Source organism: Mesorhizobium sp. M9A.F.Ca.ET.002.03.1.2 (genome assembly GCF_003952365.1).
GTDB lineage: Bacteria > Pseudomonadota > Alphaproteobacteria > Rhizobiales > Rhizobiaceae > Mesorhizobium.
This window is the reverse complement of the sequence record NZ_CP034443.1, coordinates 4,514,527-4,539,537: the sequence shown is the minus strand read 5'-3', so window position 1 is coordinate 4,539,537 and position 25,011 is coordinate 4,514,527. Positions and strand designations below refer to the sequence as shown.

The following is a 25,011-nucleotide window of genomic DNA, read 5'->3' as shown; positions in this document are numbered from 1 at the left end:
AAAAGTGCGCAGCGGTTTTGCGATAACGACATGCATAAAAACAAGAACTTAAAGCGCGTCTGCGACGCGCTTTAACAATCCTCGGAATTATGTCGCCATGACCGCTCCTTTTCTCGTTGCCAGGGGGATAGCCAAGCGCTTCGGCGCTTTGACCGCACTGTCCGACGTCGACCTGGAAATCCGCCCCGGGGAAGTGCTGGCCCTCCTGGGTGACAATGGCGCGGGCAAGTCGACCTTCATCAAGATCCTGGCGGGCGCGCATCCGCCAAGCGACGGCGAGCTGATCGTCGAGGGCATGCCGGTCGCATTCGCCTCGCCGAAAGATGCGGCATCGTCGGGGATCGCGACAATCTTCCAGGAGCTGGCGCTTTCCGAAAACCTGTCGATTTCGGAAAACGTCTTCCTTGGCCGCGAACTGAAGCGCTCGGTTCTCGGCGTTCCGTTTCTTCGCCGTGCGGAAATGCGGCGGCGCGTGGACAGCCTGCTCAAGGAGCTCGACGCGCACATTTCCGACCCGGAAGCGCCGGTCGGCAGCCTGTCGGGCGGCCAGCGTCAGGCTGTCGCCATCTGCCGCGCGCTTAATCTGAATGCCAGGCTGGTCATCATGGACGAGCCGACCGCGGCACTGGCCGTGGCCGAAACGCGGAAGGTTCTGGCTTTGACGCGGCGTCTTGCGGAGCGTGGCTGCGCCGTGGTGCTCATCAGCCACAACATCTCCGAAGTCTTCGAGGTTGCCGACCGGATCGTCGTCTTCCGGCGCGGCCGAAAAGTGACCGAACGGCTGCGTGCCGAAACCAATCCCGAAGAAATCGTCTCGTTCATAACGGGCGCTCATCCCGGCGTGCGGGCGCTCGAAAAAACAAAATAGAACTGCGCGTCAAATTCCAGAGAGGTTCAAATCATGCTTAAGCACATCAGCAAAGCTCTTGCCGTCTCGGCGCTGTCTTTCGCCGTTTCGACCGCCGCCTTCGCACAGGACAAGCCAAAGGTCGCCTTCGTGCCGCAGTTGATCGGCATTCCCTATTTCAACGCCATGGAAGCCGGCGGCAATCGCGCCGCGAAGGAACTCGGCGTCGACTTCATCTACAGCGGCCCCGTCGACACCAATCCGGTCGACCAGTTGCAGATCGTCCAGAACCTCATCGATCAGGGCGTCAACGCGATCTCGGTCAGCGTTCTCGATGCCTCCAGCATCGCCCCCGTCGTTGCGGCCGCCGAAGCCAAGAATATCAAGCTGTTCACCAGCGACAGCGATGCGCCCGACAGTGGCCGCGCGGTCTACGTCGCCCAGGCAACGGACGAGGGCCTCGGCGCCACCATCATCGACGAACTGGTCAAGCGTGTCGGGGAGGAAGCCAAGATCGGCATCGTTTCCGGTGAAGCGACGGCGTCCAACCTGAACGCCTGGATCGGCTTCATGCAGAAGCAGGCATCGGCGAAATACCCGAAGCTGCAGCTTCTGGAGCCGCAGTATGCCGGCGGCACGGCAGAGCGCGCCGCCCAGATTTCCGGCGACCTGATGGCCGCCAATCCAGACATCAAGGCCATCATCGCGGTTGCGTCCACAACATGCCCGGGCGTCGCGCAAGCCATCGAAACCGCCGGCAAGATCGGGTCGGTGATCGGTGCAGGCTATTGCAGCCCGAACACCGCGCGCTCCTACCTCAAGAGCGGCGCCTTCGGTTTCACCGTTTTGTGGGACCCGGCACAGCTCGGTTACCTTACGGTCTGGGCTGGAAAGCAGTTGATCGACGGAAAGGCATTCGAAGCGGAAAACAAGGTTCCGGGATTCGACAACCCCGTCACCTATGACGCCACCAAAGGCATTCTGCTGCTCGGCCCGCCGGCTGTGTTTACGGCCGAGAACGTCGACAAGTTTGATTTCTGAGCCTGCGGCAGACGATGCGACAGTTCAGAGACGGTGTTTTCTCGATGACCGGGCGGGAGTGGTCCCTGCTCGCCGCCTGCGTGCTGGCAATCATCGTCTTTTCTGTCGCATCGCCCTACTACGCCACGTCAGGCAATGCCGGAACGGTCTTGCGCAACAGCATCGAGTTGCTCCTGGTCGGCCTGGGCATGATGTTGCTCCTGGCCATGGGCGGCATCGATGTATCCGTCGGCGTCGTCATGGGCTTGGCGGCGATCGGGGTTGGCCGCGCGCTCGGAGCCGGTGTCGACCCGGTGCTCACAGCGTTTGTCGGCCCGCTCACGGGCGCGCTGCTAGGCCTTGTGGCAGCCGCCGTCATTGTGCTTGGCCGGGTGCCGGCCATTGTCGGGACGCTTGGTCTTCTCGGTGTCCACCGGACGGCAATCTTCGTCCTGCTTGGCGGCCAATGGCTTTCGGGCCTGCCGACCGGGCTGACGATCCTGCTTGGAACGACCATTCTTGGCCTGCCAATCGCCGCCTATGTGATCGCGCTCGCCTATCTTGCCGTCTGGGTCGCCCTGCGGCGAACGCCCTTTGGCCTGCATCTGCTTGCCATCGGCAACTCGGAAGAAAAGGCCCGCTTGTCCGGCATCCCCGTGATCAAGGTCAGATTTGCGACCTTCATCATCAGCGGCGCCCTCACCGGTCTCGCCGCCACCTTTTATGTCGCCAACTATCGCAACGTCGAAATGACCGTCGGCAGCACATTGGCGCTTGATGCGATCGCGGCCGTGGTTCTCGGCGGAACCAGCATACTGGGAGGGAAATGCAGCCTTGTCGGCACCGTCCTTGGCGTCCTGCTCCTGAGGCTCCTCCAGAACGGCCTGCTGCTGGTCGGAATTCCTTCCCTGTGGCAACCGGTGGTGACCGGAGGACTGCTGATCGGCGTGCTCAGTTTCGAGGTCCTTTCCAATCGTCTGTCCCTCTCGCGGTTTCGGTGGGCCGGCAAATGAACCGTATCCGCAATCTACAGGGTCCGGCGCTTGTCCTCACCCTGCTGGCGCTGTTGTGGGTCATTGTCGTCTTCGTCCTGCTGGTCTTGAAGCCGTCGGTGTTCAGCCTGGCAACGGTTACGACGATCCTCCAGTTTTCAACCATACTGGCGCTCGTCTCCCTGGGGCAGGCAATCGTCGTCATGGCAGGCGGAGCCGGCATCGATCTCTCCGTCGGCGGGATTGTTTCGCTTTCGGCCATATTCGGCATGCTCGTTCTCAAGGCGGGCCTGCCGTCGTTTCTCCTGCCGGCGGCATGTGTTTTCGCCGGGGCCATTCTTGGCGCTTTCAACGGCATCCTCGTCACAAGGCTTTCCATCCTTCCGCTGATCGCAACGCTCGGCACGTTCTTCATCTACTCGGGCCTTGCGCTGGCCCTGACCGGAGGGGCGGCACAATCCGGCGTGCCGGGCTGGCTCCTGATCTGGGGGCGTGGCGTTTTCTCGAGCATTCCGGTTCCCTTCCTCACGATCGCAATTCCTGTCTTCGCAATCGCGGGGATCGTGCTGATGTGGACGGCCTGGGGCCGCTGGATCTATGCGATCGGGTTCAATGAGCGGGCGGCGCATCTGGTCGGCATTCCGGTCGATCGTGCACGGCTCATCCTGTACGGGTTGAGCGGCGCACTTTCGGGTGCCGCGGCGCTGATCTCGCTGGCATGGCTCGGAAGCGGCCGGCCCAATATCGGGCAGAATCTCGAACTGGAATCGCTGACCGCCGCAATGCTGGGCGGCATTGCGATCTCGGGCGGCCGCGGCGGCGTAGGCGGCGTTCTTGCGGCCGTCATCCTGCTGGTGACGCTCAAGACCGGACTTTTGCAGCTTAACGTCAACACGGTCTGGCAGCTGGGTATCGTCGGCGCTCTTTTGGTGTTCGTGCTTCTCGCCGATCGACTTTCCCAACGTTGGAGATAATTCATGCCGTCTTTCGAGGACATCATCGCCGAGCGCGTGGAGACGCAGGCCGAACGCATCGTCGAGACACTCAGCGACCTCGTAGCGTTCCCGTCCATCGTCAAGTCGAATCCGAAAGAGGCAGGCCCCGGCGAAAGAGACTGCCAGCTCTATCTGCAAAAACGACTGGAAAGGCTGGGTTTCACAACGGATCTCTGGGATCCAGACGGGCCGGCACTTTACGAAAAGTACAAAGGCCGGCCCGGCGCCAACAAGGGCCGGACGTTCGACGGCAGGCCAAATCTCGGTGGCGTCCTGCAAGGCAAGGGCGGCGGCCGATCGATCATGCTCACCGGTCACATCGATGTCGTGCCGCCGGGAGCGCCGGAACACTGGACAACCGATCCGTTCCAACCGGTTTTGAAAGACGGCTTTCTGCATGGCCGTGGAACCGTCGACATGAAAGGCGGCGTCGCCTGCATGCTGATGGCCGTGGAAATCCTGAAAGAGCTTCAAACGCCCCTTTCGGGCGACATCGTCTTTACGACGGTGGTCGACGAAGAGATCGGCGGCATGGGCTCGCTTGCGATGGTCGACCGCGGCTTTCGCGCCGACGCCGGCATCATGACGGAGCCGACAGCCAACCGGATCGCGCCCCTGTGCCACGGCATCCTATGGGGACGCATCATCATCGACGGCATCGGCGGCCACGCCGAGCTGACACCGAATGCCTGGTATTCGAGCGGTCCGGTCGATGCGGTGCAGCTGTGCAGGCAGATGCTCGACGGCATCGACATATTGAACCGCCGCTGGATGTTCGACCCGAGGAAGAACCATCCTCTCATGGACCTGCCGAACCAGATCATCGTGACCCAGATGAACGCCGGCGAGCACCCCTCCTCCATGGCCGGCAGGGCCGAGATCATCATCGATGCACAATACCTTCCGAGCGAAAAAGACGAGTTCGGCCTCGGCGGCAACGTCAAACGCGAGATCGAGGAACATGTCCTCAACATTTGCCAGGCCGACCCCTATCTGCGCGAACATCCCGCCCGCGTGGAATGGATCCTCGATGCCGACTGCGCGGAAATTCCGGCCGACAACCCGTTCGTCGCCGTATTCCAGGGCGCGGTCGAGAAGGCAAATCTGTCGCCGGCACTGTCAGGTTTCGGTGCGCACAGCGATATCGGCTTGCCGACGGGCCTGGGAAATACCCCGACCGTCAATTTCGGCCCGGGAGATCCGGCTCAAGCCCATCAACCCAACGAGCGTGTGTCGGTCCGCGATCTTGTCGATTGCACAAAGGCGATTGCACTGGCGATTGAGAACTGGTGCCGGTGAGAGCGATGGACGCCGACGCCGCAGTCGCGTTTTAAGCCGTTGCTGATCTGCTCACGGCAATTCGGTGTTGCAGGCGCCGGCGATCTGGCCGAGCGCCTCGCTGAACCCGGCAAGGTCGAAATCGGCCTCGCCTCGCCCCGACAGCAGCCCGAAGCGCCAGGACAGCTGAAGCCGTTTTGCTGAAACCAGTCGCCTGATGCCGTCGGCACCGTCTCGAACCAGCGTCCTGCCTCGCGTGCCGACCGACCAGCTCTCGTTGACTTTGCCGGCCTTGTCGACAGTCACCGACACGGTGATGGTCCGGCTGGCGGAGACGGCATCGTTCAACTGCAGCCGTTCGCTCCAGCGCGGTTCACCATTCGCGCGGCAGGCAATTGTCAGGACCGGGCTGTAGCGCAAGGCGCCGCCGCCGGTGATGAGCTTGTTGGTGGCATGGAGCGAGGCGGTGACCAGACCATCGTTGCCCGTGTCGAACCGCCAATTGTCAAGAGCGCTATTGGCCTGGGCGATGCCGCAGACCGAAGCGAGGAGGAACGCCGTGGCGACCACGCCTCCGGTGCCGACGAATAGCTTCAATGATCCCTCCAACAGCCCCTGCACTTTGCGACACGGTGCAGATAATGATCAAAACCTCGCACCGCCAGCCGCCAAACGCTGTTTAGGCACGAATCAATTGCCTACCCGTATCGGTCCGAAATCGGAATCGATTCTCGGACAGCACGTTGCGTAAATAGTAAGAGTTCAAAAGTGTACTTTGTGCGTCCAAGTGGACGCCGTATCGAGGGCGGCCTTTCACAATTCGGCAGAATTGCTGGGTTATTCGGCGTCCTTGGCAGGTTTTTCTTCGCCGCAGCCTTCTTCTTCGCCGGCCTTCTTCTTGGTTTTTCCACATCGTCGCCATTGCGTTTTCGGGCGACCGGAAGACCCACACTAGAATTTCGATTGGAAATCGAGCTATGATGCACACGGCATTTCCTGGGACGACTTCGCGCCCTTTGGAATGCCGGGAGGAAACGGGATATGGCCATCGCGCTTGTACTCGTTTTGGTAGTTGTGGGCTCAGTGTTGTTCCACTTCCTGAGCCCATGGTGGTGGACGCCGATTGCCTCGAACTGGGACTATATCGACAACACCATCATCATCACCTTCTGGATCACCGGCGTCGTCTTCGCCGCCGTCGTGCTATTCATGGCCTATTGCGTCTTCCGCTTCCGTCATCGGGAAGGCAATCAGGCGGCATACGAACCCGAGAACAAGCGGCTCGAATGGTGGCTGACCATCGTCACCGCGATCGGGGTCACCGCCTTGCTGGTTCCCGGCCTGTTCGTCTGGAGCCAGTTCGTCAACGTTCCAAGCGACGCGACCGTTGTCGAAGTCGTTGGCCAGCAATGGCAGTGGAGTTTCCGCCTGCCTGGCAAGGACGGCAAGCTCGGCACATCCGACACCAGCAACGTCAGCGCTGAAAATCCCCTGGGCGTCATCGCTGGCGATCCCAACGGTCAGGACGATGTCGTGGTCGAAGCGGCCGATCTGCATCTGCCGGTCGGCAAGCCGGTCAAGATGCTGCTCCGCTCGATCGATGTGCTGCATGATTTCTACGTGCCGGAATTCCGCGCCAAGATGGACATGATCCCGGGCTCGGTCACCTATTTCTGGTTCACCCCGACCAAGACCGGAACCTTCCAGGTCCTGTGCGCCGAACTTTGCGGCCAGGGGCATCCTTTGATGCATGGCGTGGTCATGGTCGATACGCAGGAAGATTACCTCGCCTGGCTCGGCGAGCAGCAGACTTTCGCGCAATTGTCGGCCCCCCAGCAGGTGGGCTCGGCAGAGTAGACGCCGGGGAAAGACGGCGACGTGGGTTGAAATTGCGGCAGGGCTCGAAACCGTCGAGTCTCGCCGAAAAGCATACAGAGGTGTTTCGTATGGTCGATACCACACCTGCAGATGCCATTCCGCCCGCCGAAGTCGCGGAGATGGAACTCTACCATCCTCACAGCTGGTGGACGAAATACGTCTTTTCGCAGGACGCCAAGGTCATCGCCATCCAGTATTCGGCGACGGCGACGGCAATCGGCATGGTGGCGCTGGTGCTGTCCTGGATGATGCGGCTGCAGCTCGGCTTCCCCGGCACGTTCGACTTCATCACCCCGGAAGCCTACTACCAGTTCATCACCATGCACGGCATGATCATGGTGATCTACCTGCTCACGGCACTCTTCCTGGGTGGTTTCGGCAACTACCTGATCCCGTTGATGGTCGGCGCTCGCGACATGGTTTTTCCCTATGTCAACATGCTGAGCTACTGGATTTACCTGCTCGCCGTGCTGGTTCTGGTGTCGAGCTTCTTTGCGCCCGGCGGACCGACGGGCGCCGGCTGGACGCTCTACCCGCCGCAGGCGATCATGACCGGCACACCAGGCGGCCAGGACTGGGGCATCATGCTGATGCTCGTCTCGCTGATCCTGTTCATCATCGGCTTCACGATGGGCGGCTTGAACTACGTCGTGACGGTGCTGCAGGCGCGTACGCGCGGCATGACGTTGATGCGCCTGCCGCTGACTGTCTGGGGTATCTTCACCGCGACCGTCATGGCGCTGCTCGCGTTCCCCGCGCTGTTTGTCGCCTGCGTGATGATGCTGTTCGACCGTGCGCTCGGCACCTCCTTCTTCATGCCGGCCATCGTCGAGATGGGCGAACAATTGCAGCACGGCGGCGGCAGCCCGATCCTGTTCCAGCATCTGTTCTGGTTCTTCGGCCACCCGGAGGTCTATATCGTGGCGCTTCCGGCCTTCGGCATCGTATCCGACCTGATCAGCACCCATGCGCGCAAGAACATCTTCGGCTACCGGATGATGGTCTGGGCCATCGTCGGCATCGGCGCGCTGAGCTTCGTGGTCTGGGCGCACCACATGTATGTCAGCGGCATGCACCCCTATTTCGGCTTCTTCTTCGCCACCACGACACTGGTCATTGCCGTCCCGACCGCGATCAAGGTCTACAATTGGGTGCTGACGCTGTGGCGCGGCGACATCCACCTCACCATCCCGATGCTTTTTGCCCTGGCCTTCATCGTCACCTTCGTCAATGGCGGGCTGACCGGGCTGTTTCTCGGAAATGTCGTCGTCGACGTTCCGCTGTCGGACACGATGTTCGTCGTTGCCCATTTCCATATGGTCATGGGCGTTGCCCCGATTCTCGTGATCTTCGGCGCGATCTATCACTGGTACCCGAAGGTCACCGGCCGGATGCTGGACGAGAGGCTGGGCCAGTTCCATTTCTGGGTCACCTTCCTCGGTGCCTACCTGATTTTCTTTCCCATGCACTACATCGGCCTGATGGGCGTGCCGCGGCGCTACAACGAACTGACCGACATGACTGTCATGACCGAGTCGGCCCACAATCTGAACTCTTTCATCAGCATCATGGCATTCCTCGTCGGCTTTGCTCAGATCGTGTTCCTGTTCAATCTGATCTGGAGCATCCGCCATGGCCGGGAGGCCGGCGGCAATCCGTGGCGCGCCACGACACTCGAATGGCAGACGCCCGAAACACCGCCCGCCCATGGCAATTTCGGCAAGGAACTGCCGATCGTCTATCGCTGGGCCTATGACTACAGCGTGCCGGGCGCCAAGGAGGACTTTATCCCGCAAAACATGCCGGGCTCCTTCGGCTCCTCAAGGGAGCCGGCATGAGCGTCATTCTGGTCTTCCTTCTCGTGATCGCCGGCTTTGCCGGATGGTGGCTTTCCCACCAGCGGCTGACGGCGAAGCCATGGCTCGAGCAAGGTGTGATCGGCGATACTATCGGCTTGGAAGGATCGACGCTGCCGACCGCCAAGATCGGCCTCGGCGTCTTCCTTGCCGTCGTCGGCTGCCTGTTTGCGCTGTTCACCAGCGCTTATTTCATGCGCATGGCGCTGTCGGACTGGCAGGCGCTGCCGTTACCGCGCGTGCTCTGGTTCAATACCGGCGTGCTGGTCCTGAGCAGCATCGCGCTGCAATGCGCCTCGGTCGCCGCACGCCGGGGCCAAATCGACACGGTCAGGCTCGGCCTCGCCACGGCCGGGCTCACCGCGCTTGCCTTCCTGATCGGACAGCTTGTGGCATGGCGGGAACTGACCGCCGACGGCTACTTGCTGACCGCCAATCCAGCCAACAGTTTTTTCTACCTGATAACCGGGATGCATGGCCTGCACATTCTGGGAGGGCTGGTGGGCCTGAGCAGAACCGCTGCCGGCGCCTGGAACGGAGCACGGCCGGAGCGGCTTCGCCTCAGCGTCGAATTGTGCGCCATGTACTGGCATTTCCTGCTTTTCGTCTGGCTCGCGATCTTCGCGCTTCTGGCCGGCTGGGCCGCGACGTTCATCGAGATTTGCCGACAGTTGCTGACCTAGGAGGGCCGGGCGGATGGCAGAGACGACAGTGACGCATATCGGCCAGGCACAGCCGCGGCCGGCGGGCTTGCGAGGCGTCGCCGCCGACTGGTCCTCGGATCAGCGCGCGTTCAAGAACGTGTCCTGGGGCAAGGCCATGATGTGGATCTTCCTGCTCAGCGACACCTTCATCTTCGGCTGCTTCCTGCTCTCCTACATGACCGCGCGCATGTCCACTCGGGTACCGTGGCCCAATCCGAGCAAGGTCTTTGCCCTTCATATTGGCGGCTCGGATATCCCGCTGATCCTGATCGCCATCATGACCTTCGTGCTGATCTCGAGCAGCGGAACGATGGCCATGGCGGTCAATTACGGTTATCGCCGCGACCGCCGCAAGACGGCGGTCCTCATGCTTCTGACCGCGGCACTCGGCGCGACCTTCGTCGGCATGCAGGCCTTCGAATGGACCAAGCTGATCACCGAGGGGGTGCGGCCGTGGGGCAATCCCTGGGGCGCCGCGCAGTTCGGGTCATCCTTCTTCATGATCACCGGCTTCCACGGCACGCATGTGACGTTCGGCGTGATCTTCCTGATCATCGTGGCGCGAAAGGTCTGGCGCGGCGATTACGACACGGGACGGCCCGGTTTCTTCACCAGCCGCAAGGGCCGCTACGAGAACGTCGAGATCATGGGACTCTACTGGCATTTCGTCGACCTGGTCTGGGTGTTCATTTTCGCATTCTTCTATCTTTGGTGAGAGGCAGACATGGCTGAAGCAACCGCAAACGGCCTGGGGCAACACGCACTTCACGCTGGTCACCCGCATGACGCGACGACGACCGGCGTCGCCGATGCGGACGTTCATCAGGAGCACCCGATCAAGCTCTACCTGGTGGTCTGGGCATGGCTGTTCATCCTCAGCGCCTGTTCCTATCTGGTCGATTATCTGGGCCTCCACGGCTATCTCAGATGGTCGCTGATCCTGATCTTCATGATGCTCAAGGCTGGGCTTATCGTCGCGGTCTTCATGCACATGGCCTGGGAAAGGCTGGCGCTGGCGTATGCGATCATATTGCCGCCGATACTGGTGCTGGTGTTCGTGACGATGATGGTCTTCGAAGCGGATTACACGCTTCTCACCCGGATGGTGTTTTTCGGGGCCCAGCCCTGACGCGCAATCCGAACTCAGGCTTTTCGCCAGCATTTCCCGTCAAGCTCGGGAGGTTTGCGTCCGCTCTGTATGCCTTGCCTTGAAACGATCGGCAGCTGGCCCATTTTTGTCATCAGCGGAACGACAGAAGGAGAACGATATCGGTCGTTTTCCCGTCGCGAACTCCAGCAAGGGAGGCTCAATATGACGATCGCAAACAGACTGAAGGACTTTATCGACGGGAAAGGCGTGTCCTACGACACCGTCGCGCATCATCGCACATCGACAAGCAGGCAGGCCGCCATAGCGGCACATGTGCCCGGCAGCATAATGGCCAAGTCGGTGGTCGTTCACCACGAGGGTGGCTATGCGCTGGCCGTGGTTCCCAGCACGCACAGGATCGAGCTCGGCACGTTGCAGGACGTCATGGACAAACGTATCGGGCTCGCCTCCGAAGATGAGGTGGTTTCGCTCTTCGAGGATTGCGACACCGGCGCCGTTCCGCCGATCGGCGCGGCCTACGATGTGCCGGTGATCCTCGATGAAAGCCTCGGTGATGCGGCCGACATCTATTTCGAGGGCGGCGACCACAAGACGCTGGTGCATGTCAGCGGCAAGGATTTCCGCAACCTGACCAGCGACGCGCACCAGGCCCGCTTCAGCTATCCGGCATACTGAACGCTCCGTCCCACCCGCACCGGCATTCCCGCCGGTGCGGCAAGGCAGGATTTTTCAGCCCGCCGGTTTGGTGGACATCGGCGATTCCACAACTTTCCGATAGACGTGCCAGGTGGCATGACCGAGGATCGGCAGCACCACCGCCAGCCCGGCGAACACCGGCAGCGAGCCTATGATCAGCGCCACGGCGACGATCAATCCCCAGACAGCCATCACGAACGGGTTCGCCAGAACCACGCGCACCGAGGTGTGGATGGCCTCGTAGGCGCCGACGTCGCGGTCGAGCAATAGCGGGAACGCGACGACCGTGGTGCACAGCACGACCACCGCGAAGACGAAGCCGATAGCGTGGCCCAGGATAATCAGCGTCCAGCCGCGTCCCGTGGCGAATATTTCATTGATGAAGCCGGAGAGCGATTCCGGCGGCGCTGGGCCGAACACCTGCTGGTAGAATGCCTGCGCGGTCAACAGCCAGGCGATGAAGATCGCAAGCAGCATGATCCCGACCGCCGCGATGGCCGGCAGCGCCGGAGAATTCCTGACCTCGAAGGCATGGCTCCAGGAGGTGTCGAGGCCGGCCTCCCGCCTCCGGCTGATTTCGTAGAGGCCGAGCGCCGCGAATGGGCCGATCAGCGCAAAACCTGACACCAGCGGAAACAACAACGGCAACGCATTGTTGCCCGATGTCCAGACAGCGAGCACGACGCCGACAAGCGGATAGATCAGGCAGAGAAAAACGATGTGCGACGGTTTGACCATGAAATCGTCGACGCCACGCCTGAGCGCGTCGAAAAGGTCGGAAACGCCGATCTTTCGAATTCTGGTATGCTCCAGCGTCTCGCTGGCGCCTGCAATCACGTGAAAACTTGCCATGACCATTCCTCCAGACCAGGTCCGGTGGATCGCGGTTTCACGGTGCTGTCGTTCAGCATGACTGGTCACGCAAAACCGCAACCTGCACCATGATCAACATACGCTCTCGCATGGCGTTTGTCGCCCTTTGTCAGAACAGCGCGGCTCCGGTGATCAGGCTAGCTCTAATGGCCTTTCTTCGATATTCTCAAAAGTGGGTTGAAGGGTGAAGGTCATGGATGGAAAGACCGTTCTCATACTCGGCCTTGGCGTGGTTATTCTGCTGTTGCTGGGATTCTGTGCACTGCCAACGTGAGCTTTTGAGCCGGCCTTGGATGCAACTTCCTCGAGGGGCCGGGCCGTCTCAACCCGGCAGGCAGTCCGAGAACATCAGGCCCCGCCGACTTTCGATGCAACCACGAGACGGCAACGCCGCCACGAGGCAGGTCATGCCCTTCAATTTCCAACTGACATGACGGCACGCACGGCAATGGTGTCGGCAAGCAGCACGGCAAAGATCGCGAAAAGATAGAGAATCGAATAGGCAAACAGCGCCTTTGCGCGTTTCATCTCATTGTCGACCAGAAGCCTCCAGGCATGCCAGATGAACCCCGCGCCCAATGCGGCCGAGACAATCCCATACAGTCCGCTCGCGAACCCGACAGCCCAGGGCAGCACGCCGATTGGCGCCAGGATCAGTGAATAGGCGAAAATTTGTTTTCTCGTCGAAGCCTGGCCGGCCACGTTCGGCATCATAGGGATGCCGGCCGCGGCATAGTCGCCGATCTTGAACAGCGCGAGCGCCCAGAAATGCGGCGGCGTCCAGAGGAAAATGATCAGGAACAGGACGAGGCTTTCAACCCCGATGGCGTCGGTGGCGGCCGCCCACCCGATCACCGGAGGAAGGGCCCCCGCGGCGCCGCCTATCACAATATTCTGCGGCGTCGAGCGTTTCAGCCACATCGTATAGATGACGACGTAGAAGAAGATGGTGAAGGCCAGCAGCGATGCGGCAGGCCACCCCACCAGCACGCCAAGCGTCATGACCGAAAGTGCGGAAAGCACCAAGCCGAAGCCGAGAGCTTCGCCTGGCGTGACGCGGCCCGATGGGATCGGCCGCTTTGACGTGCGCGACATCAACGCATCGATATCGGCATCGTACCACATGTTGAGTGCCCCGGCCGCTCCTGCCCCAACCGCGATTGCACCGATTGCGATCACGGCGATGACCGGATTCATCGCGCCTGGCGCCACCATCAGGCCGACGAAAGCGGTAAAAACAGCAAGCGCCATGACACGTGGTTTCAGAAGCGCGAAGAAATCGCTGGCCGTCGCTTCCGAAATCTGGATACCGGTATCCTTAAGGCCGCTTTCCTGAGCCGACATTTCAGGCGACCACTGGTGGCGGCAGGCAATCTGGCCGGCCCATCGGCCGGCGGAAGAGCCAGGTTACTTCCTGGCGGAAGAACCGGGTTACTTCCTGGCGGAAGAACCGGGTTACTTCCTGGTGGAAGAACCGGGTCATTTGGAGAATTGCTTCAGATAGGCGATGACGTTGGCGAGATCCTCGTCCTTCTTGAGGCCGGCAAACGCCATCTTCGTGCCTTTGACCATCGCCTTGGGATCGCGAAGGTAGTCCGTCAGCGTGGCTTCGTCCCATTTGACGCCGGATGCACCCGCCTCGGTCATGGGTTTGGAATATTTGAACCCCGGATGCGTGCCGGCCGTCCGGCCGATGACGCCCTTCAACGACGGGCCGATCTTGTTCTTGTCCTCGTCGGCGACGTGGCAGGCCTTGCATTTGGCAAAGACCTTCTCACCGGCGGCGGCGTCCTGCGCCTGGGATTGGTTCGTGATGAACGTCGCAACGGACACGACGGCGAAAAACGCGATTGCGCGCATGGCATTTCCCTCCCGGATCGCCAGATCTGCCTTGGACGACCTGCACATGCCGACATTTTCGCCGGCATGCGTCCCTTACACGAGAGAACGGAAATTCCGCGTCTCCCCCATGGAATTGCGGCATCTACATACCACGGAATCTGGCCAGCAGATAGAAGAAGCCGAGGTAACAAGATTGGCCCCGGGGCGGTGCGGCAGCTCGATTGGCGCGCGGTCGGAACGCATGCCGGTTGAAGGCGTTAGACCAGCTACGGTTCAGTGTCCGCAAGATCAAAGACCAGGGAAGCATCCATGAACGACAGGAGCATCTTGGAGGTGCGCCACGGCACCCTCACGATCGACGGCGAGACAATCTTTTACAGAAAAGCAGGTCCTGAAGCCGCGCCGGTGTTGCTGCTTCCGCATGGCTATCCCTGCTCATCCTTCCAATATCGCCGGCTGATGCCGGCGCTCGCCGATCGGTGGCGGGCGGTCGCGCCGGATTTCCCCGGCTTTGGCTACAGTGGAACCCCCGATCCGGCACGGTTCGGTTATGATTTTGACGCCTATGCAACTTTCCTGGAGCGGTTCACCGACGCGCTGGAGCTCGACAGCTACGCGCTATGGCTGCACGACTACGGGTCGCAGATCGGCCTGCGCCACGCTATAGCGCACCCATCGCGGATCAAGGCCCTCGTCATCCAGAACGGCGATATCTACGCGGATGCCCTTGGCCCCAAGTACGAAACGATCCGGCGCTTCTGGCGGGATCCCTCACCAGCGAACCGCGCGCCACTCGAAAAGGCGGTGAGCGAAGACGGCTTTCGCGCCGAGTTCGTAGGCGAAGTCGATGACGACGTCGCCCAACGCGTCCCGCCCGATCTGTGGAAATTGCATTGGCCGCTGATGGATACGCCTGTGCGCCGTGCGCTTTCAGTCGGACTGATGGAGAAGCTCGAGGCCAATCTCGACTGGTTCCCTCGTTACCAGGCATACCTGCGCGAGCATCGGCCTCCGGCAATGATCCTTTGGGGACCGAAGGACGAATACATGCCCGAGCCGGCAGCGCGTGCCTATCAGCGCGATCTCCCCGACGCCGAGCTGCATTTGCTGAACGACGCAGGACACTGGCTGCTGGAGACCCATTTCGAGGTCGCTCTGCCGTTGGTGCGCCGGTTTCTCGGTGAGGTCCTGCATTGATCGCTCGCACGACACCGCAGCGGATTCCGCTATCGCCGCCAATCCACCATAACCAATCGAGAGGAGCGCTTCATGACCGACTACGCCACAATTGCCCGGATCTGGCGCGGAAGGACACGCCGTGATCTGGCGGACGCCTACGAGCCGTACTTACGCCGCGAAGGCATTCCGCCGCTTCAGGAGAAGGCACTCGGCGTGCAGTTGTTTCGCGAAGATCGCGAGGAAGAAACAGAGTTCGTGACGATCTCGTATTGGCCTGACGTCGAAGCCATGGCGAGCTTCACTGGCGGCGACCCGAACAAGGTCCACCACCTGACGCGCGACCAGGAATTTCTCGTTGAACTGCCCAAGCGAGTGACCGTGATGCGAATCCTCGTCAATCAATTGCCTCGCGATTAAGCATTTGCCTCGCGGTTAAGGCGGCGGCGGTGACGACAGCGGCCTGTTTTATTCTTATGGCCACGGCCTGGTAGGCAAGCTGGGCAGCGATCAACGAAAAAGGCCGCCTCGAGGGCGGCCTTTCAAATTCAGCACAACGGCGTCTTATTCGGCGTCCTTGGCAGCCTTTTTCTTCGGCGCGGCCTTCTTCTTCGGCTCTTCCGCATCGTCGGCCGTCTTGGCGTCAGCCTGCTTGGCGTCGGCCTTCTTGGCAGCGGCTTTCTTCGCCGGCTTCGCCTTGGCCGTCTCGGTGTCTTCGTCGTCGGCCATCAGCTCTTCCTTGCTGACCTTGACGTCGGTGACGGAGATCTGACCGAGGAGATGATCGACAACCTTCTCCTCGAATATCGGCGCGCGCAGCGTGTTCAATGCTTCGGGATTGCCGCGGTAGAATTCGAAGGCTTCCTGCTGCTGGTTGGCCGGATAGCGGCGCACCTGCTCGAACAGGCCGCGCTGCAATTCCTCGTCCGACACGGTAACGCCGGCCTTCTCGCCGATTTCGGCAAGGACCAGGCCGAGACGCACGCGGCGCTCGGCAAGCCGCATATATTCGGCGCGCGCCTCTTCTTCCGTCGTCTCCTCGTCGGCGAAGGTGCGGCCGGCGGCTTCCAGATCGCGGTTGACCTGGTTCCAGATGTTGTTGAACTCGGCCTCGACGAGCTTCGACGGCGCCTCGAACGAGTAAGCAGCGTCGAGCTGGTCGAGCAGCTGGCGCTTGACCTTCTGGCGCGTCATCGACCCGAACTGGTTCTCGATCTGGGTGCGCACCACTTCACGCAGGCGCTCCAGCGACTCCAGGCCAAGGTTCTTGGCCGTTTCATCGTTGATTTCCAATGCACCGGGCTTGGACACTTCCTTGACGGTTACGTCGAAGGTGGCTTCCTTGCCGGCAAGATGCGCCGCCTGGTAGTTTTCCGGGAACGTGACCGTGACCTGCTTCTCGTCGCCGGCCTTGCTGCCGATGAGCTGGTCCTCGAAGCCGGGAATGAATTCCTTGGAGCCGAGCACCAGCGGCTGGTCCGTGCCGGCGCCGCCGTTGAAGGCTTCGCCGTCGATCTTGCCGACATAGTCGATCGTCACACGGTCGCCTTCGGCGGCCTTGCCGGCCTTCGGCTCGTAGCTGCGCGCCGATTCGGCGACACGCTGGACCTGCTCGTCGATCTCGGTGTCAGGCACGTCGAAAACCTGACGCGTCACCTTGATGTCGGAGAAATCCTTGATCTCGATCGGCGGGATGATCTCGTAGTTCAGGCGGAACTCGAAGTCGGCGCCGCCGGCAAGGATCTTCTCGGCCTCCTTCTCGTCCTCGGTCATGATCACTTCGGGCTGCATGGCGGCCTTTTCGCCGCGCCCGGTGATGATCGAACGGGTCGAATCATTGAGGATCTCGTTGACCACTTCGGCCATGAACGACTTGCCGTAGACCTTGCGCAGGTGCTGCACCGGCACCTTGCCGGGGCGGAAGCCGTTGATGCGGACCTTGCTCCTGGCGTCGGAAAGCCGCGCCATCAGCTTGGCTTCCATGTCACCGGCCGGCACGGTGATCTTGATCTCGCGCTTGAGACCGGAGTTGAGCGTTTCGGTGACCTGCATCATAAAACCTTTGTTTTCATCAATGGGGCCGCCAAACGGCTCCTGCCGTTTACAGCCTGCCGGTATGATCTCGCCGGGAATGGCTTTGGTGCGGGACTTGGCGATCTGTCCGCCCAACGCGGCTCAAATCCTCCAGAAATACGCTCCAAATGTGAATAAGTCTTTGTTTTTCCTACTTCTTATCACATTCTGCAGAAGCGGATCGTCGCGTCCCGTCACATTCGACACGCCTTTTGTCACAGGCGCGGCTAATTTTCAACCATCTTCGCATCCACAGCGCCGCGCGTCCTCCTGGACGCGCAAAGGACGCTGTAGCCCCCTGATTTTGGCGCAAGATCCTTCCCAAAAATCGATCTTCGATTTTCGGGATCATGCGCCGGCGAACGACCCCTATTTTGACCGCGACATTGACAGAATGATGGCTACATGGGATTGCCGGGCAGCGCGGATGTGGCGGAATTGGTAGACGCCCTGGATTTAGGTTCCAGTGCCGAAAGGCGTGGGGGTTCGAGTCCCTTCATCCGCACCACCTACGGTGGTCTACGCCTCGAAAACCTGCCGGGTGAACCATTCGGTCAAATTCGCGAGTTCAGGCCCCAGCACGCGATCGTCGCCGACAGGCGGCACGATGCTTCTGACATCGGCGACGAACGACTGAAGCGCCGGCGGCGCCGCGCGCTCGGTGACATGCAATGCCTGCGAGGCGATCACGGCCAGCATCGCCATCGCGGCATCGAGGCAGCGGCCGGCGCGCGCTTCCTTCGTCCATGCGAGGAAGACCGTCGTCGCGACGTCGTCCTGGCCGGCGCCGGCCGATTCGGTTCCCGGGATGAAGGTGCGTTGCGCCGCAAGTTTCGCCTGCTCCAGATAACCCGTGATCGCCATCGGCACATAGCCGACATTGCCGTGACCGTCGCTGTCGCTCCAGTCACGCCCGGCCAGCAGCAGGTCGGGCAGCAGCGATACCTTGCCGTTCAGAAGCTTCGAGGCATGGCGGTCGCACAACAGGCAGATATCGGCCCATATCGCCGCCAGGTCATCCAGAGCGGGTGTTGCCATGGCATTGTGATAGCCGCCCGTGCTGATGCAGCGCCCGAGCGGATGCACGTCGTCGGGCGGGATGTACACCGGGTTGTCCGATACCGAAGCGAGCGACACGGTGGCCGCCCGCTCCGCCGATGTCAGCGCGCGATGCGCGTGTCCGAGGATGCGAGGGACGATGCGGTAGCTGACCGGCGCCTGATAATTGCGGCGCCCGGTGCCGGCGCCGGCAAGAAACGCCCTCAATCCCCGCAGGGCCGCTGCTTCGTGTTCATCGCCCCAAAGCGCGTCGAGCGCCGGGTCGTAATGTTCGAGCGGCGCGCGAAACGCTTCGATCGAAAGCGCAAAGACTTTTTCGGCAAGGCGAATGCGGCGGCGAGCCGCCAAGGCCGCGTCGGCCACCAGCGCGGCAGCGCAGGGCGACCCGTTGATGAGGGATCCCCGCTCCTTGACTTCCAGCTCGAAGCGCGTCGAAAGTTCCGCAAACAGTGGATAGAGGGCGAGTATTTCACCGGCGCCGCCCTGGCCGGAGGATGGCACCCTGGGCATGGGTCCGCCGTCCAGCATCGCGGCGACGGCGAGCGCGATGCGTGGCGTGGTCGCGGCATTTCCTTCGAGGAAATTCGCCAGGCGGGCGAGCACGATCGCCCTCACCACGCGATCAGGCAAAGGTTCGCCGAATGACGTGGCGGCCGCGAACGCCCTGATGCGCGCATGGCGAGCCCGCTCGCCAGGTTCGAGCCGCCTGCTCGCCAGTTCTCCCATGGCGGTGGTTACGCCATAGATGACCGGCACAGGGTCGGTTTCAATGAGACGCAGGAACGACGCGCGGCACTCGGCGATGCGCTGCAGGGCCTTGTCGCTGATCCGCACCGTGTCTCTTTTCCAGGCGACGCGGAAAACGGTGTCGAGATTTATGTCTTCTCGTGTCGTCAGGATAATTGTCATGTCTGATGCTGTCCGGGCCGGTCACGCTTTCCCAATTCTAATCCGGGCCAATTCTAATTTCTAATAAAGCGGCTCCTCGAACAGCGTCTTGTCGCCGTCCATCAGCGCCTTGATCTGCGCGGCGCCGTTGGCTGCGATTGCGACGCGCACGCCGAATGGCCGCACCCGCATGTCGTTCTGGATCGCTATCCCCTCGCCTTCCGGCAGATAGAAGCGTTCGATGCCGTAATCCGGCGCGATCGTCGTGGCCGCGCTGAGATCCCAGCCCTCGGCCACATGCCCGACGATATCGGCTTCGTCGGATGCTGCCGGCGCCGGCGCTTGCCCGAACCAGGCCGCGGTCACCGCCCAATAGCCGTCGGTTCCCTGCTTCAGCCTGACCACGATTGGCGTGTTGTCGCTCGATAATTTGCCGGCCGGGACGTTGGCAATCAGCTTCACCGGTATCCGCGAAATCTCGTAGCCGAGACGGACATAATCGCCGCGCAGCAGGTCGCGCGGATCGATCGGCTCGACCTTGAGCAGAACTTGCTTGCCGTCGCGCAGGATCGACGCCCGGCCGGCGATGATCCAACTCAGGAAGCCGATCTGGATCAGCGCCAGCACCAGCGCCGAAATGATCAGTCTTTTGCCGGTCATCATGCCGCCGCTCCTTCCACGCTCGGGGCCCTCATGCGTTTTTCCACGCGGATGATGATAAGGGCAAGGATGCCGAGAAGCACAGCGGCCGCAAGGAAGAAGCCTGCCGTGCCGAGCATCGATTGCAGCATCACCACATAAATGATGGCGAGTTCGAAGGCGAAGCCGGCATAGGCAATCCAGCGCAGGCCCCTGCTTTCGCGGCCGCCCAGCACGATTGCCGCGACAATGCCGGCAAGGGCTGCGGCCGAGGCAATGGTAAAGCCGCTGTTGCTGCTTTCATCGGCCAGTTCGAACTGGATCATGGCCAGGCCGACAAGAAACCCGATCAGTGCGTGCAGGGGCAGACGGCCGCCAAGCTGCACGATCCTGTCGACGGGCTCGGCCGCGAAGATCGCAGCCGCGAAAAGCAGCGCCGACACCACGACGAGCGGGACAGCGACTTGCAGCGTTTCGTATTCCATGGCCATCAGCACGAGATGGAAGATGACCGACAGGACGATCAGGTGCCGCGCCGCCCGGCTGCGCGTCCAGAAGGAAATGGCAAACAGCACGATCGCCATGACGACGAAGAGATGCGGAAATTCCGCGCGGCCGAAATAGTCGAACCCTCTCAGGAACAGCCAGGCGTCGGCAATGCCGACGGAAGCGACGGTCAACGGGTTCGAGCGCAGCGCAACCGCCGCCAGGGCCGTGCCCGCGCCCCAGGTGATCAAGGCCGATGCCTCGTCGCCGGACAGATGATACATCTGGCCGATCAGCGCGATCGATCCGCCGAACGTCGCCGCGGCGACGATCCAGAGCGCCTCGCCGATTGCCGCATGGTCGCGTGTCTTCAGCACCGCGCCGCCGACATAGCCGGCGAGGATGATCGCGAAGAGCGCTGCCACCCGCGCCAGCCGCGGGATGGCTTCCCAATTGGCGGCGACGAAGATCAGGATGGCAGCGCCGAACAGCAGCGCCGCCATCATCGCCAGTATCGAACCGAAGCTCAGCGATCTGCGTTGACTGGCCTCGACGTCGCGCGCCAGCGCGTCGGCCGTCGAGGCATCGATCAGGCCGGCCTGCAGCCATCGTGCGATATCGGCCCTGACCCGTGACGAATAGCTCGCCATGCCTTTCTCCCCCAGCTTGGTCTTTTTTTCAGCCGACCCGGCCAAACCGTTGACGCCACGGCATTTTCCGATTCAGGCTTATCTATGTCGAAGACGTGAACGCTCGGTGATGCTGCATTGCACAATTTGCATTGCTGCCATGCACCAATAGCGCTTTTAAATCGATATGACCCCACCTATCTTCAGTGCGTACACAAAGACGGAATGATCCGAAAGAAAGACGAAACGAGAATACCATGAACCTGATCCGCAACTACCGCAACTGGCGCCGCTACCGGGACACCGTTTCCGAGCTGAGCCGCCTGAGCAACCGCGAACTGACCGACCTCGGCATTAGCCGCAGCGACATCCACTACGTCGCCCGCAAGGCGGTCTAATCCTCTTCGGACCGCAAATGGTCCGAACCAGTTTAAAAGAGAACGACAATGAACCTGATCCGCAACTATCGTAACTGGCGCGTTTATCGCTCGACGGTTACCGAGCTGGGTCGCCTCTCGAACCGCCAACTCAATGATCTCGGCATCGTCCGCGACGAGATCAAGACCATCGCCCGCAAGGCGATCTAGTCAAGGAATTTCGCCAGGATCGACCTCCTCCCCGATCCTGACGAATACGGTCAGCCTTCACCTCCTCCCGAGGGTTGACCACAAAAACGGCGCCCGCCGCACCTCCTCCCGCGGCGGGCGCTGTTTCCCAAGGGCGAAACAGATTTCGTCCCGGGGCGAATTTCGTCCCCAGGGGTTTCGCCCCTCTTCATCAGGCGAAAGGAATTTCGTCAAAGCCGACCTCCTCCCCGGCGATGACGAATATGGTCGATCTTCACCTCCTCCCGAGGATCGACCGGCAAAACGACACCCGCCGGACCTCCTCCCCCGGCGGGTGTTGTTGTTTTGGGGCAGGGCTTTCCCCGACAGCGGCTTGTCGCTCTGCGCACCAATTGCAATCGCAGCTACAAGCGACTATTCCGGCGCTCATGAGCAAAAATCCCGTTCACGTCATCGGCGGCGGCCTCGCCGGTTCCGAAGCGGCATGGCAGGCGGCCGAAGCCGGCGTTCCAGTCGTGCTGCATGAAATGCGCCCTGTTCGCGGCACCGATGCGCACAAGACGGATGGGTTGGCCGAGCTCGTCTGCTCCAATTCCTTCCGCTCCGACGACGCCGAAACCAACGCCGTTGGCCTGCTGCACGCCGAAATGCGGTTGGCCGGTTCGCTGATCATGAGCGCCGGCGACGCACACCAGGTGCCGGCCGGCGGCGCGCTGGCCGTCGACCGCGACGGATTTTCCGAAGCGGTGACCAAAAAGCTCGAAGCGCACCCGCTCATCACCATCCAGCGCGAGGAAGTGCCAGGCCTGCCGCCGGCGGACTGGGACCAGGCGATCATCGCCACCGGCCCGCTGACCGCACCCTCGCTTGCCCAATCGATTGCCGAAGCGACCGGCGCCGACGCGCTCGCCTTCTTCGATGCCATAGCGCCGATCGTCCATTTCGACACGATCGACATGGACATTTGCTGGTTCCAGTCGCGCTACGACAAGGTCGGCCCCGGCGGCACCGGCAAGGACTACATCAACTGCCCCCTGGACAAGGAGCAATATCTCGCCTTCGTAGGGGCGCTTCTGGAGGGCCAAAAGACAGAATTCAAGCAATGGGAAGGCACACCCTATTTCGACGGCTGCCTGCCGATCGAGATCATGGCCGAACGCGGCGTCGAGACGCTGCGCCATGGGCCGATGAAGCCGATGGGGCTGACCAATGCGCACAATCCGTCGGTGAAGGCCTATGCCGTCGTGCAACTTCGCCAGGACAATGCGCTGGGCACGCTCTACAATATGGTCGGCTTCCAGACCAAGCTGAAGCACGCCGAGCAGGTGCGCGTGTTCCGCGCCATCCCGGGCCTCGAAAACGCCGAATTCGCCCGCCTCGGCGGCCTGCACCGCAACACCTACATCAATTCGCCGACGCTGCTCGACGCCTCGCTGCAGTTGAAATCCCGGCCCGGCCTGCGCTTCGCCGGCCAGATCACCGGCTGCGAGGGCTATGTCGAAAGCGCGGCAATAGGCCTGCTTGCCGGGCGTTTTGCCGCCGCAGAACGGCTGGGCCACGCGCCGTCGCTGCCGCCATTGACCACCGCCTTTGGCGCGCTGCTCAACCACATCACCGGCGGCCACATCGTCTCCGACGACGAACCTGGGAAGCGCTCCTTCCAGCCGATGAACGTCAATTTCGGCCTGTTCCCACCTGTCGAGGCGCCGAAAATCGAAGGCAAGCGCCTGCGCGGCAAGGACAAGACCGTCGCCAAGCGGCGTGCGGTAACGTCGCGCGCGCTGGCGGACTGTCGCGAATGGTTGGGACTGCCTTCGCGAGCGGAAGCGGCGGAGTAGTCCGCCTTTCTGTTCTTGTCGATCAGGCGGCAGGAGAGTAGGATACTATCCTACTCCACCCTCCATCATAGGGAGCAATTCCATGGAGCCCGCCGAGAAGCTGTCAGTCACCGTCACGCCCGCCATGGCGCGCATGATCCGCGAAAAAGTCGATGACGGCTCCTTCGGATCGGCGAGCGAGGTCATCCGGGCCGCACTTCGCGCCTTCCAGCGCGAAGAGGAGGAACATGCCGAGCGCATGGCGTCGATCAGGGCGCGCGTGAAGGCGTCGATCGAGGACACGAGGCCTAACGTTCCGCTGGACCAGGCAATCGCGAGAGTGAAGGATCGAATTTCAGAATTGGCGCGAGAGAACGATGATCCAGCGTCTCGCCGTCGTTCTTAGCGAAGGCGCCATCGCAGACTTGGATTCGATCGTCACCCACATTCTCGACCGAGGCGGGAGCGAGAGCGTCGCCAACAGTTTCGTCGACCGGATCAAAGTGCGTTGTGGAAATATCGGCAATGCACCGCGCGGCGGCCGAATGCGCAACGACATTGTTCCAGGATTGCGAACGGTACCGTTCGAGCACTCCGCCGTCATCGCCTACATCGTCGATGACAATTTCGTCCATATCGTCAACATCTTCTATGGCGGCCGTGACTACGAAACGCTGATGCGCGATGGCGGATCGAGCGAAGCGTCATGATGGAATGACTATGCGGATGGCCAGCCCTGCGTCGCGCGGCGGAACAACAGCCAATGCCGGCGCAATGCCGAAAGTCGCGCCGCGCCAGTGAGCGGTGAATGGCGAGAGCCTTCCATCTTGCCGAGATAGGCACGCGACAGGGCCAGCGGCAGGAATGCCGGGCGCAGCGAAACCGGTAACGACCGTGCGCCGCTTTCGAATGCCGCAAGATGCTCCCGCGCCAGCGCGATCATCGCGGCCACGGCGCGTTCCGCTCCAGGCCCACCATCGCCTGCAACGAATTCCTCCGGCGTTGACCCTGCCGCCGCCAGTATGTCGGCCGGGACAAAGCATTGCCCGCGCTTGCGGTGCAGCGGCAGCAGAAGCAGCAGGCCGGTCATCGCCTGCGCGCAGCCTGCCCTGCCGGCAAGTTCGGCGAAACGCGGTGCCTCGACGGGATCAAGCACCATCGCCGCAAGCTGGATGAGCGCCGCTGCGGTCTCGCCGCAATAGCCTTCCAGATCGGTGCGCGACGGCATCGGGTCATCATAGAGATCGAAGACGCGGGCTTCGAGCATGTTCTCGAAGGCGGGTCTTGGCAGACGGTGGGTGGAAATCGTGGCCTTCAAAGCGTCCGCGACAGGATGGCCGATGCTTGCCCCATCGCCCTCGGCTGCCCCGTCGTCGGCCACGATGACATCGCGCCACCATTGCAGCCGCACCTCGCCAGGCAGCGCCTCGCGGATACGGTCGCGAACACCTGATATCTCGGCGTTGAAGGCATAGAGCGAAAGCAGCGCGCCGCGCGCGCCTTCGGGTGCATAAAGCACAGACAGATAACGGTCGCGGTCGGCGGCGCGCACCGTTTCCATGACGATCTTGGCGGCATCGTCCATG

General features: G+C 61.7%; 27 protein-coding genes and 1 tRNA gene. 19 read left to right on the top strand and 9 right to left on the bottom strand.

Going from position 1 to position 25,011, the window contains the following annotated elements; all coding sequences use genetic code 11:
* The first annotated feature begins 97 nt into the window (after positions 1–97).
* Genes EJ066_RS21895 through EJ066_RS21875 form a run of 5 tightly spaced genes read left to right on the top strand, consistent with a single transcriptional unit; the run spans position 98 to position 5,153 of the window.
* Complete coding sequence (locus EJ066_RS21895; protein ID WP_126041572.1) at positions 98–868, top strand: ATP-binding cassette domain-containing protein; 771 nt, start codon at positions 98–100, stop codon at positions 866–868.
* 33 nt (positions 869–901) lie between these two features.
* A complete protein-coding gene (locus tag EJ066_RS21890; protein ID WP_126041570.1) occupies positions 902–1,888 on the top strand; it encodes an autoinducer 2 ABC transporter substrate-binding protein in 987 nt (328 codons plus the stop codon).
* 14 nt (positions 1,889–1,902) lie between these two features.
* Positions 1,903–2,880, top strand: coding sequence for an ABC transporter permease (locus EJ066_RS21885; RefSeq protein ID WP_126041568.1), 978 nt, complete (start codon positions 1,903–1,905; stop codon positions 2,878–2,880).
* Positions 2,877–3,833, top strand: a complete 957-nt coding sequence (locus EJ066_RS21880) for an ABC transporter permease (RefSeq protein ID WP_126041566.1) — start codon at positions 2,877–2,879, stop codon at positions 3,831–3,833. The genes EJ066_RS21885 and EJ066_RS21880 overlap by 4 nt, the downstream gene beginning before the upstream one ends.
* Before the next feature lie 3 nt (positions 3,834–3,836).
* Positions 3,837–5,153, top strand: a complete 1,317-nt coding sequence (locus tag EJ066_RS21875; RefSeq protein ID WP_126041564.1) for an ArgE/DapE family deacylase — start codon at positions 3,837–3,839, stop codon at positions 5,151–5,153.
* Between the two features lie 51 nt (positions 5,154–5,204).
* Here the strand turns inward: EJ066_RS21875 and EJ066_RS21870 are convergent, their stop codons facing one another.
* Positions 5,205–5,729 (bottom strand): hypothetical protein, encoded by a 525-nt coding sequence (locus EJ066_RS21870; protein WP_126041562.1) that lies wholly within the window; start codon positions 5,727–5,729, stop codon positions 5,205–5,207.
* A gap of 444 nt (positions 5,730–6,173) precedes the next feature.
* On the opposite strand from EJ066_RS21870, the gene coxB reads away from it, so the two are divergent.
* The 6 genes from coxB to EJ066_RS21840 all read left to right on the top strand — a co-directional run bounded on the left by coxB (position 6,174) and on the right by EJ066_RS21840 (position 11,356).
* Positions 6,174–6,989 carry a cytochrome c oxidase subunit II gene (gene coxB, locus EJ066_RS21865; RefSeq protein ID WP_126041560.1) on the top strand — a complete coding sequence of 272 codons (816 nt, stop codon included), beginning with the start codon at positions 6,174–6,176 and terminating at the stop codon, positions 6,987–6,989.
* Between the two features lie 89 nt (positions 6,990–7,078).
* Positions 7,079–8,848, top strand: coding sequence for a cytochrome c oxidase subunit I (ctaD, locus tag EJ066_RS21860; protein ID WP_126041558.1), 1,770 nt, complete (start codon positions 7,079–7,081; stop codon positions 8,846–8,848).
* Positions 8,845–9,549 (top strand): cytochrome c oxidase subunit 3, encoded by a 705-nt coding sequence (locus EJ066_RS21855; protein ID WP_126041556.1) that lies wholly within the window; start codon positions 8,845–8,847, stop codon positions 9,547–9,549. Before ctaD ends, EJ066_RS21855 begins: the two co-directional genes overlap by 4 nt.
* Positions 9,550–9,562: 13 nt before the next feature.
* Positions 9,563–10,285 (top strand): heme-copper oxidase subunit III family protein, encoded by a 723-nt coding sequence (locus EJ066_RS21850; RefSeq protein WP_126041554.1) that lies wholly within the window; start codon positions 9,563–9,565, stop codon positions 10,283–10,285.
* Positions 10,286–10,294: 9 nt separating this feature from the next.
* Positions 10,295–10,699 (top strand): cytochrome C oxidase subunit IV family protein, encoded by a 405-nt coding sequence (locus EJ066_RS21845; protein ID WP_126041551.1) that lies wholly within the window; start codon positions 10,295–10,297, stop codon positions 10,697–10,699.
* 183 nt (positions 10,700–10,882) lie between these two features.
* On the top strand, positions 10,883–11,356 hold the full coding sequence (locus EJ066_RS21840; protein ID WP_126041549.1) for an aminoacyl-tRNA deacylase: 474 nt from the start codon (positions 10,883–10,885) through the stop codon (positions 11,354–11,356).
* A 54-nt stretch (positions 11,357–11,410) separates the two neighbouring features.
* On the opposite strand, the gene EJ066_RS21835 is transcribed toward EJ066_RS21840, so the two are convergent.
* From EJ066_RS21835 to EJ066_RS21825, 3 genes are all read right to left on the bottom strand, one after another.
* Complete coding sequence (locus EJ066_RS21835; RefSeq protein WP_126041547.1) at positions 11,411–12,229, bottom strand: DUF2189 domain-containing protein; 819 nt, start codon at positions 12,227–12,229, stop codon at positions 11,411–11,413.
* Positions 12,230–12,664: 435 nt separating this feature from the next.
* Positions 12,665–13,594: a heme o synthase gene (locus EJ066_RS21830; protein WP_126041546.1), complete on the bottom strand. Its 930-nt coding sequence runs from the start codon at positions 13,592–13,594 to the stop codon at positions 12,665–12,667.
* Positions 13,595–13,729: 135 nt separating this feature from the next.
* A complete protein-coding gene (locus tag EJ066_RS21825; protein WP_126041544.1) occupies positions 13,730–14,110 on the bottom strand; it encodes a cytochrome c family protein in 381 nt (126 codons plus the stop codon).
* Positions 14,111–14,401: 291 nt separating this feature from the next.
* Here EJ066_RS21825 and EJ066_RS21820 point away from each other — a divergent pair, with 291 nt between their 5' ends.
* Together EJ066_RS21820 and EJ066_RS21815 are read left to right on the top strand one after the other, a co-directional pair.
* Positions 14,402–15,289 carry an alpha/beta hydrolase gene (locus tag EJ066_RS21820; protein WP_126041542.1) on the top strand — a complete coding sequence of 296 codons (888 nt, stop codon included), beginning with the start codon at positions 14,402–14,404 and terminating at the stop codon, positions 15,287–15,289.
* 72 nt (positions 15,290–15,361) lie between these two features.
* On the top strand, positions 15,362–15,688 hold the full coding sequence (locus EJ066_RS21815) for a hypothetical protein (RefSeq protein WP_126041540.1): 327 nt from the start codon (positions 15,362–15,364) through the stop codon (positions 15,686–15,688).
* A gap of 144 nt (positions 15,689–15,832) precedes the next feature.
* Here the strand turns inward: EJ066_RS21815 and tig are convergent, their stop codons facing one another.
* Positions 15,833–17,320, bottom strand: coding sequence for a trigger factor (gene tig, locus EJ066_RS21810; RefSeq protein WP_126044002.1), 1,488 nt, complete (start codon positions 17,318–17,320; stop codon positions 15,833–15,835).
* A gap of 444 nt (positions 17,321–17,764) precedes the next feature.
* On the opposite strand from tig, the gene EJ066_RS21805 reads away from it, so the two are divergent.
* Positions 17,765–17,849 (top strand) — tRNA-Leu (locus EJ066_RS21805).
* A gap of 11 nt (positions 17,850–17,860) precedes the next feature.
* Here EJ066_RS21805 and EJ066_RS21800 read toward each other — a convergent pair.
* From EJ066_RS21800 to EJ066_RS21790, 3 genes are read right to left on the bottom strand one after another with little or no spacing between them, the layout of a single operon-like run.
* Entirely contained in the window at positions 17,861–19,309 is a 1,449-nt protein-coding gene (locus EJ066_RS21800) for an aromatic amino acid lyase (protein WP_126041538.1), read from the bottom strand.
* A 60-nt stretch (positions 19,310–19,369) separates the two neighbouring features.
* Positions 19,370–19,951, bottom strand: a complete 582-nt coding sequence (locus EJ066_RS21795; protein WP_126041536.1) for a GDYXXLXY domain-containing protein — start codon at positions 19,949–19,951, stop codon at positions 19,370–19,372.
* Complete coding sequence (locus tag EJ066_RS21790) at positions 19,948–21,063, bottom strand: DUF2157 domain-containing protein (RefSeq protein ID WP_126041534.1); 1,116 nt, start codon at positions 21,061–21,063, stop codon at positions 19,948–19,950. Before EJ066_RS21790 ends, EJ066_RS21795 begins: the two co-directional genes overlap by 4 nt.
* 236 nt (positions 21,064–21,299) lie before the next feature.
* Between EJ066_RS21790 and EJ066_RS21785 the strand changes: the two genes are divergently transcribed.
* From EJ066_RS21785 to EJ066_RS21760, 5 genes are all read left to right on the top strand, one after another.
* Positions 21,300–21,440: a DUF1127 domain-containing protein gene (locus EJ066_RS21785; RefSeq protein ID WP_006335194.1), complete on the top strand. Its 141-nt coding sequence runs from the start codon at positions 21,300–21,302 to the stop codon at positions 21,438–21,440.
* Between the two features lie 48 nt (positions 21,441–21,488).
* Entirely contained in the window at positions 21,489–21,629 is a 141-nt protein-coding gene (locus EJ066_RS21780) for a DUF1127 domain-containing protein (RefSeq protein ID WP_126041532.1), read from the top strand.
* Between the two features lie 407 nt (positions 21,630–22,036).
* On the top strand, positions 22,037–23,446 hold the full coding sequence (trmFO, locus tag EJ066_RS21770) for a methylenetetrahydrofolate--tRNA-(uracil(54)-C(5))-methyltransferase (FADH(2)-oxidizing) TrmFO (protein ID WP_126041528.1): 1,410 nt from the start codon (positions 22,037–22,039) through the stop codon (positions 23,444–23,446).
* Positions 23,447–23,528: 82 nt separating this feature from the next.
* Positions 23,529–23,831, top strand: coding sequence for a type II toxin-antitoxin system ParD family antitoxin (locus EJ066_RS21765; RefSeq protein WP_126041526.1), 303 nt, complete (start codon positions 23,529–23,531; stop codon positions 23,829–23,831).
* On the top strand, positions 23,803–24,135 hold the full coding sequence (locus tag EJ066_RS21760; RefSeq protein ID WP_126041524.1) for a type II toxin-antitoxin system RelE/ParE family toxin: 333 nt from the start codon (positions 23,803–23,805) through the stop codon (positions 24,133–24,135). Before EJ066_RS21765 ends, EJ066_RS21760 begins: the two co-directional genes overlap by 29 nt.
* A gap of 8 nt (positions 24,136–24,143) precedes the next feature.
* Here EJ066_RS21760 and EJ066_RS21755 read toward each other — a convergent pair whose 3' ends face one another.
* Positions 24,144–25,010 carry a phytoene/squalene synthase family protein gene (locus EJ066_RS21755; protein WP_189644335.1) on the bottom strand — a complete coding sequence of 289 codons (867 nt, stop codon included), beginning with the start codon at positions 25,008–25,010 and terminating at the stop codon, positions 24,144–24,146.
* Position 25,011: the final 1 nt, after the last annotated feature.

Bases quoted from the DNA above. Each gene is read 5' to 3' on its own strand.
- EJ066_RS21895 (WP_126041572.1), top strand. From the start codon at position 98: ATGACCGCTCCTTTTCTCGTTGCCAGGGGGATAGCCAAGCGCTTCGGC.
- EJ066_RS21890 (WP_126041570.1), top strand. From the start codon at position 902: ATGCTTAAGCACATCAGCAAAGCTCTTGCCGTCTCGGCGCTGTCTTTC.
- EJ066_RS21885 (WP_126041568.1), top strand. From the start codon at position 1,903: ATGCGACAGTTCAGAGACGGTGTTTTCTCGATGACCGGGCGGGAGTGG.
- EJ066_RS21880 (WP_126041566.1), top strand. From the start codon at position 2,877: ATGAACCGTATCCGCAATCTACAGGGTCCGGCGCTTGTCCTCACCCTG.
- EJ066_RS21875 (WP_126041564.1), top strand. From the start codon at position 3,837: ATGCCGTCTTTCGAGGACATCATCGCCGAGCGCGTGGAGACGCAGGCC.
- coxB (WP_126041560.1), top strand. From the start codon at position 6,174: ATGGCCATCGCGCTTGTACTCGTTTTGGTAGTTGTGGGCTCAGTGTTG.
- ctaD (WP_126041558.1), top strand. From the start codon at position 7,079: ATGGTCGATACCACACCTGCAGATGCCATTCCGCCCGCCGAAGTCGCG.
- EJ066_RS21855 (WP_126041556.1), top strand. From the start codon at position 8,845: ATGAGCGTCATTCTGGTCTTCCTTCTCGTGATCGCCGGCTTTGCCGGA.
- EJ066_RS21850 (WP_126041554.1), top strand. From the start codon at position 9,563: ATGGCAGAGACGACAGTGACGCATATCGGCCAGGCACAGCCGCGGCCG.
- EJ066_RS21845 (WP_126041551.1), top strand. From the start codon at position 10,295: ATGGCTGAAGCAACCGCAAACGGCCTGGGGCAACACGCACTTCACGCT.
- EJ066_RS21840 (WP_126041549.1), top strand. From the start codon at position 10,883: ATGACGATCGCAAACAGACTGAAGGACTTTATCGACGGGAAAGGCGTG.
- EJ066_RS21835 (WP_126041547.1), bottom strand. From the start codon at position 12,229: ATGGCAAGTTTTCACGTGATTGCAGGCGCCAGCGAGACGCTGGAGCAT.
- EJ066_RS21830 (WP_126041546.1), bottom strand. From the start codon at position 13,594: ATGTCGGCTCAGGAAAGCGGCCTTAAGGATACCGGTATCCAGATTTCG.
- EJ066_RS21825 (WP_126041544.1), bottom strand. From the start codon at position 14,110: ATGCGCGCAATCGCGTTTTTCGCCGTCGTGTCCGTTGCGACGTTCATC.
- EJ066_RS21820 (WP_126041542.1), top strand. From the start codon at position 14,402: ATGAACGACAGGAGCATCTTGGAGGTGCGCCACGGCACCCTCACGATC.
- EJ066_RS21815 (WP_126041540.1), top strand. From the start codon at position 15,362: ATGACCGACTACGCCACAATTGCCCGGATCTGGCGCGGAAGGACACGC.
- tig (WP_126044002.1), bottom strand. From the start codon at position 17,320: ATGCAGGTCACCGAAACGCTCAACTCCGGTCTCAAGCGCGAGATCAAG.
- EJ066_RS21800 (WP_126041538.1), bottom strand. From the start codon at position 19,309: ATGACAATTATCCTGACGACACGAGAAGACATAAATCTCGACACCGTT.
- EJ066_RS21795 (WP_126041536.1), bottom strand. From the start codon at position 19,951: ATGATGACCGGCAAAAGACTGATCATTTCGGCGCTGGTGCTGGCGCTG.
- EJ066_RS21790 (WP_126041534.1), bottom strand. From the start codon at position 21,063: ATGGCGAGCTATTCGTCACGGGTCAGGGCCGATATCGCACGATGGCTG.
- EJ066_RS21785 (WP_006335194.1), top strand. From the start codon at position 21,300: ATGAACCTGATCCGCAACTACCGCAACTGGCGCCGCTACCGGGACACC.
- EJ066_RS21780 (WP_126041532.1), top strand. From the start codon at position 21,489: ATGAACCTGATCCGCAACTATCGTAACTGGCGCGTTTATCGCTCGACG.
- trmFO (WP_126041528.1), top strand. From the start codon at position 22,037: ATGAGCAAAAATCCCGTTCACGTCATCGGCGGCGGCCTCGCCGGTTCC.
- EJ066_RS21765 (WP_126041526.1), top strand. From the start codon at position 23,529: ATGGAGCCCGCCGAGAAGCTGTCAGTCACCGTCACGCCCGCCATGGCG.
- EJ066_RS21760 (WP_126041524.1), top strand. From the start codon at position 23,803: ATGATCCAGCGTCTCGCCGTCGTTCTTAGCGAAGGCGCCATCGCAGAC.
- EJ066_RS21755 (WP_189644335.1), bottom strand. From the start codon at position 25,010: ATGGACGATGCCGCCAAGATCGTCATGGAAACGGTGCGCGCCGCCGAC.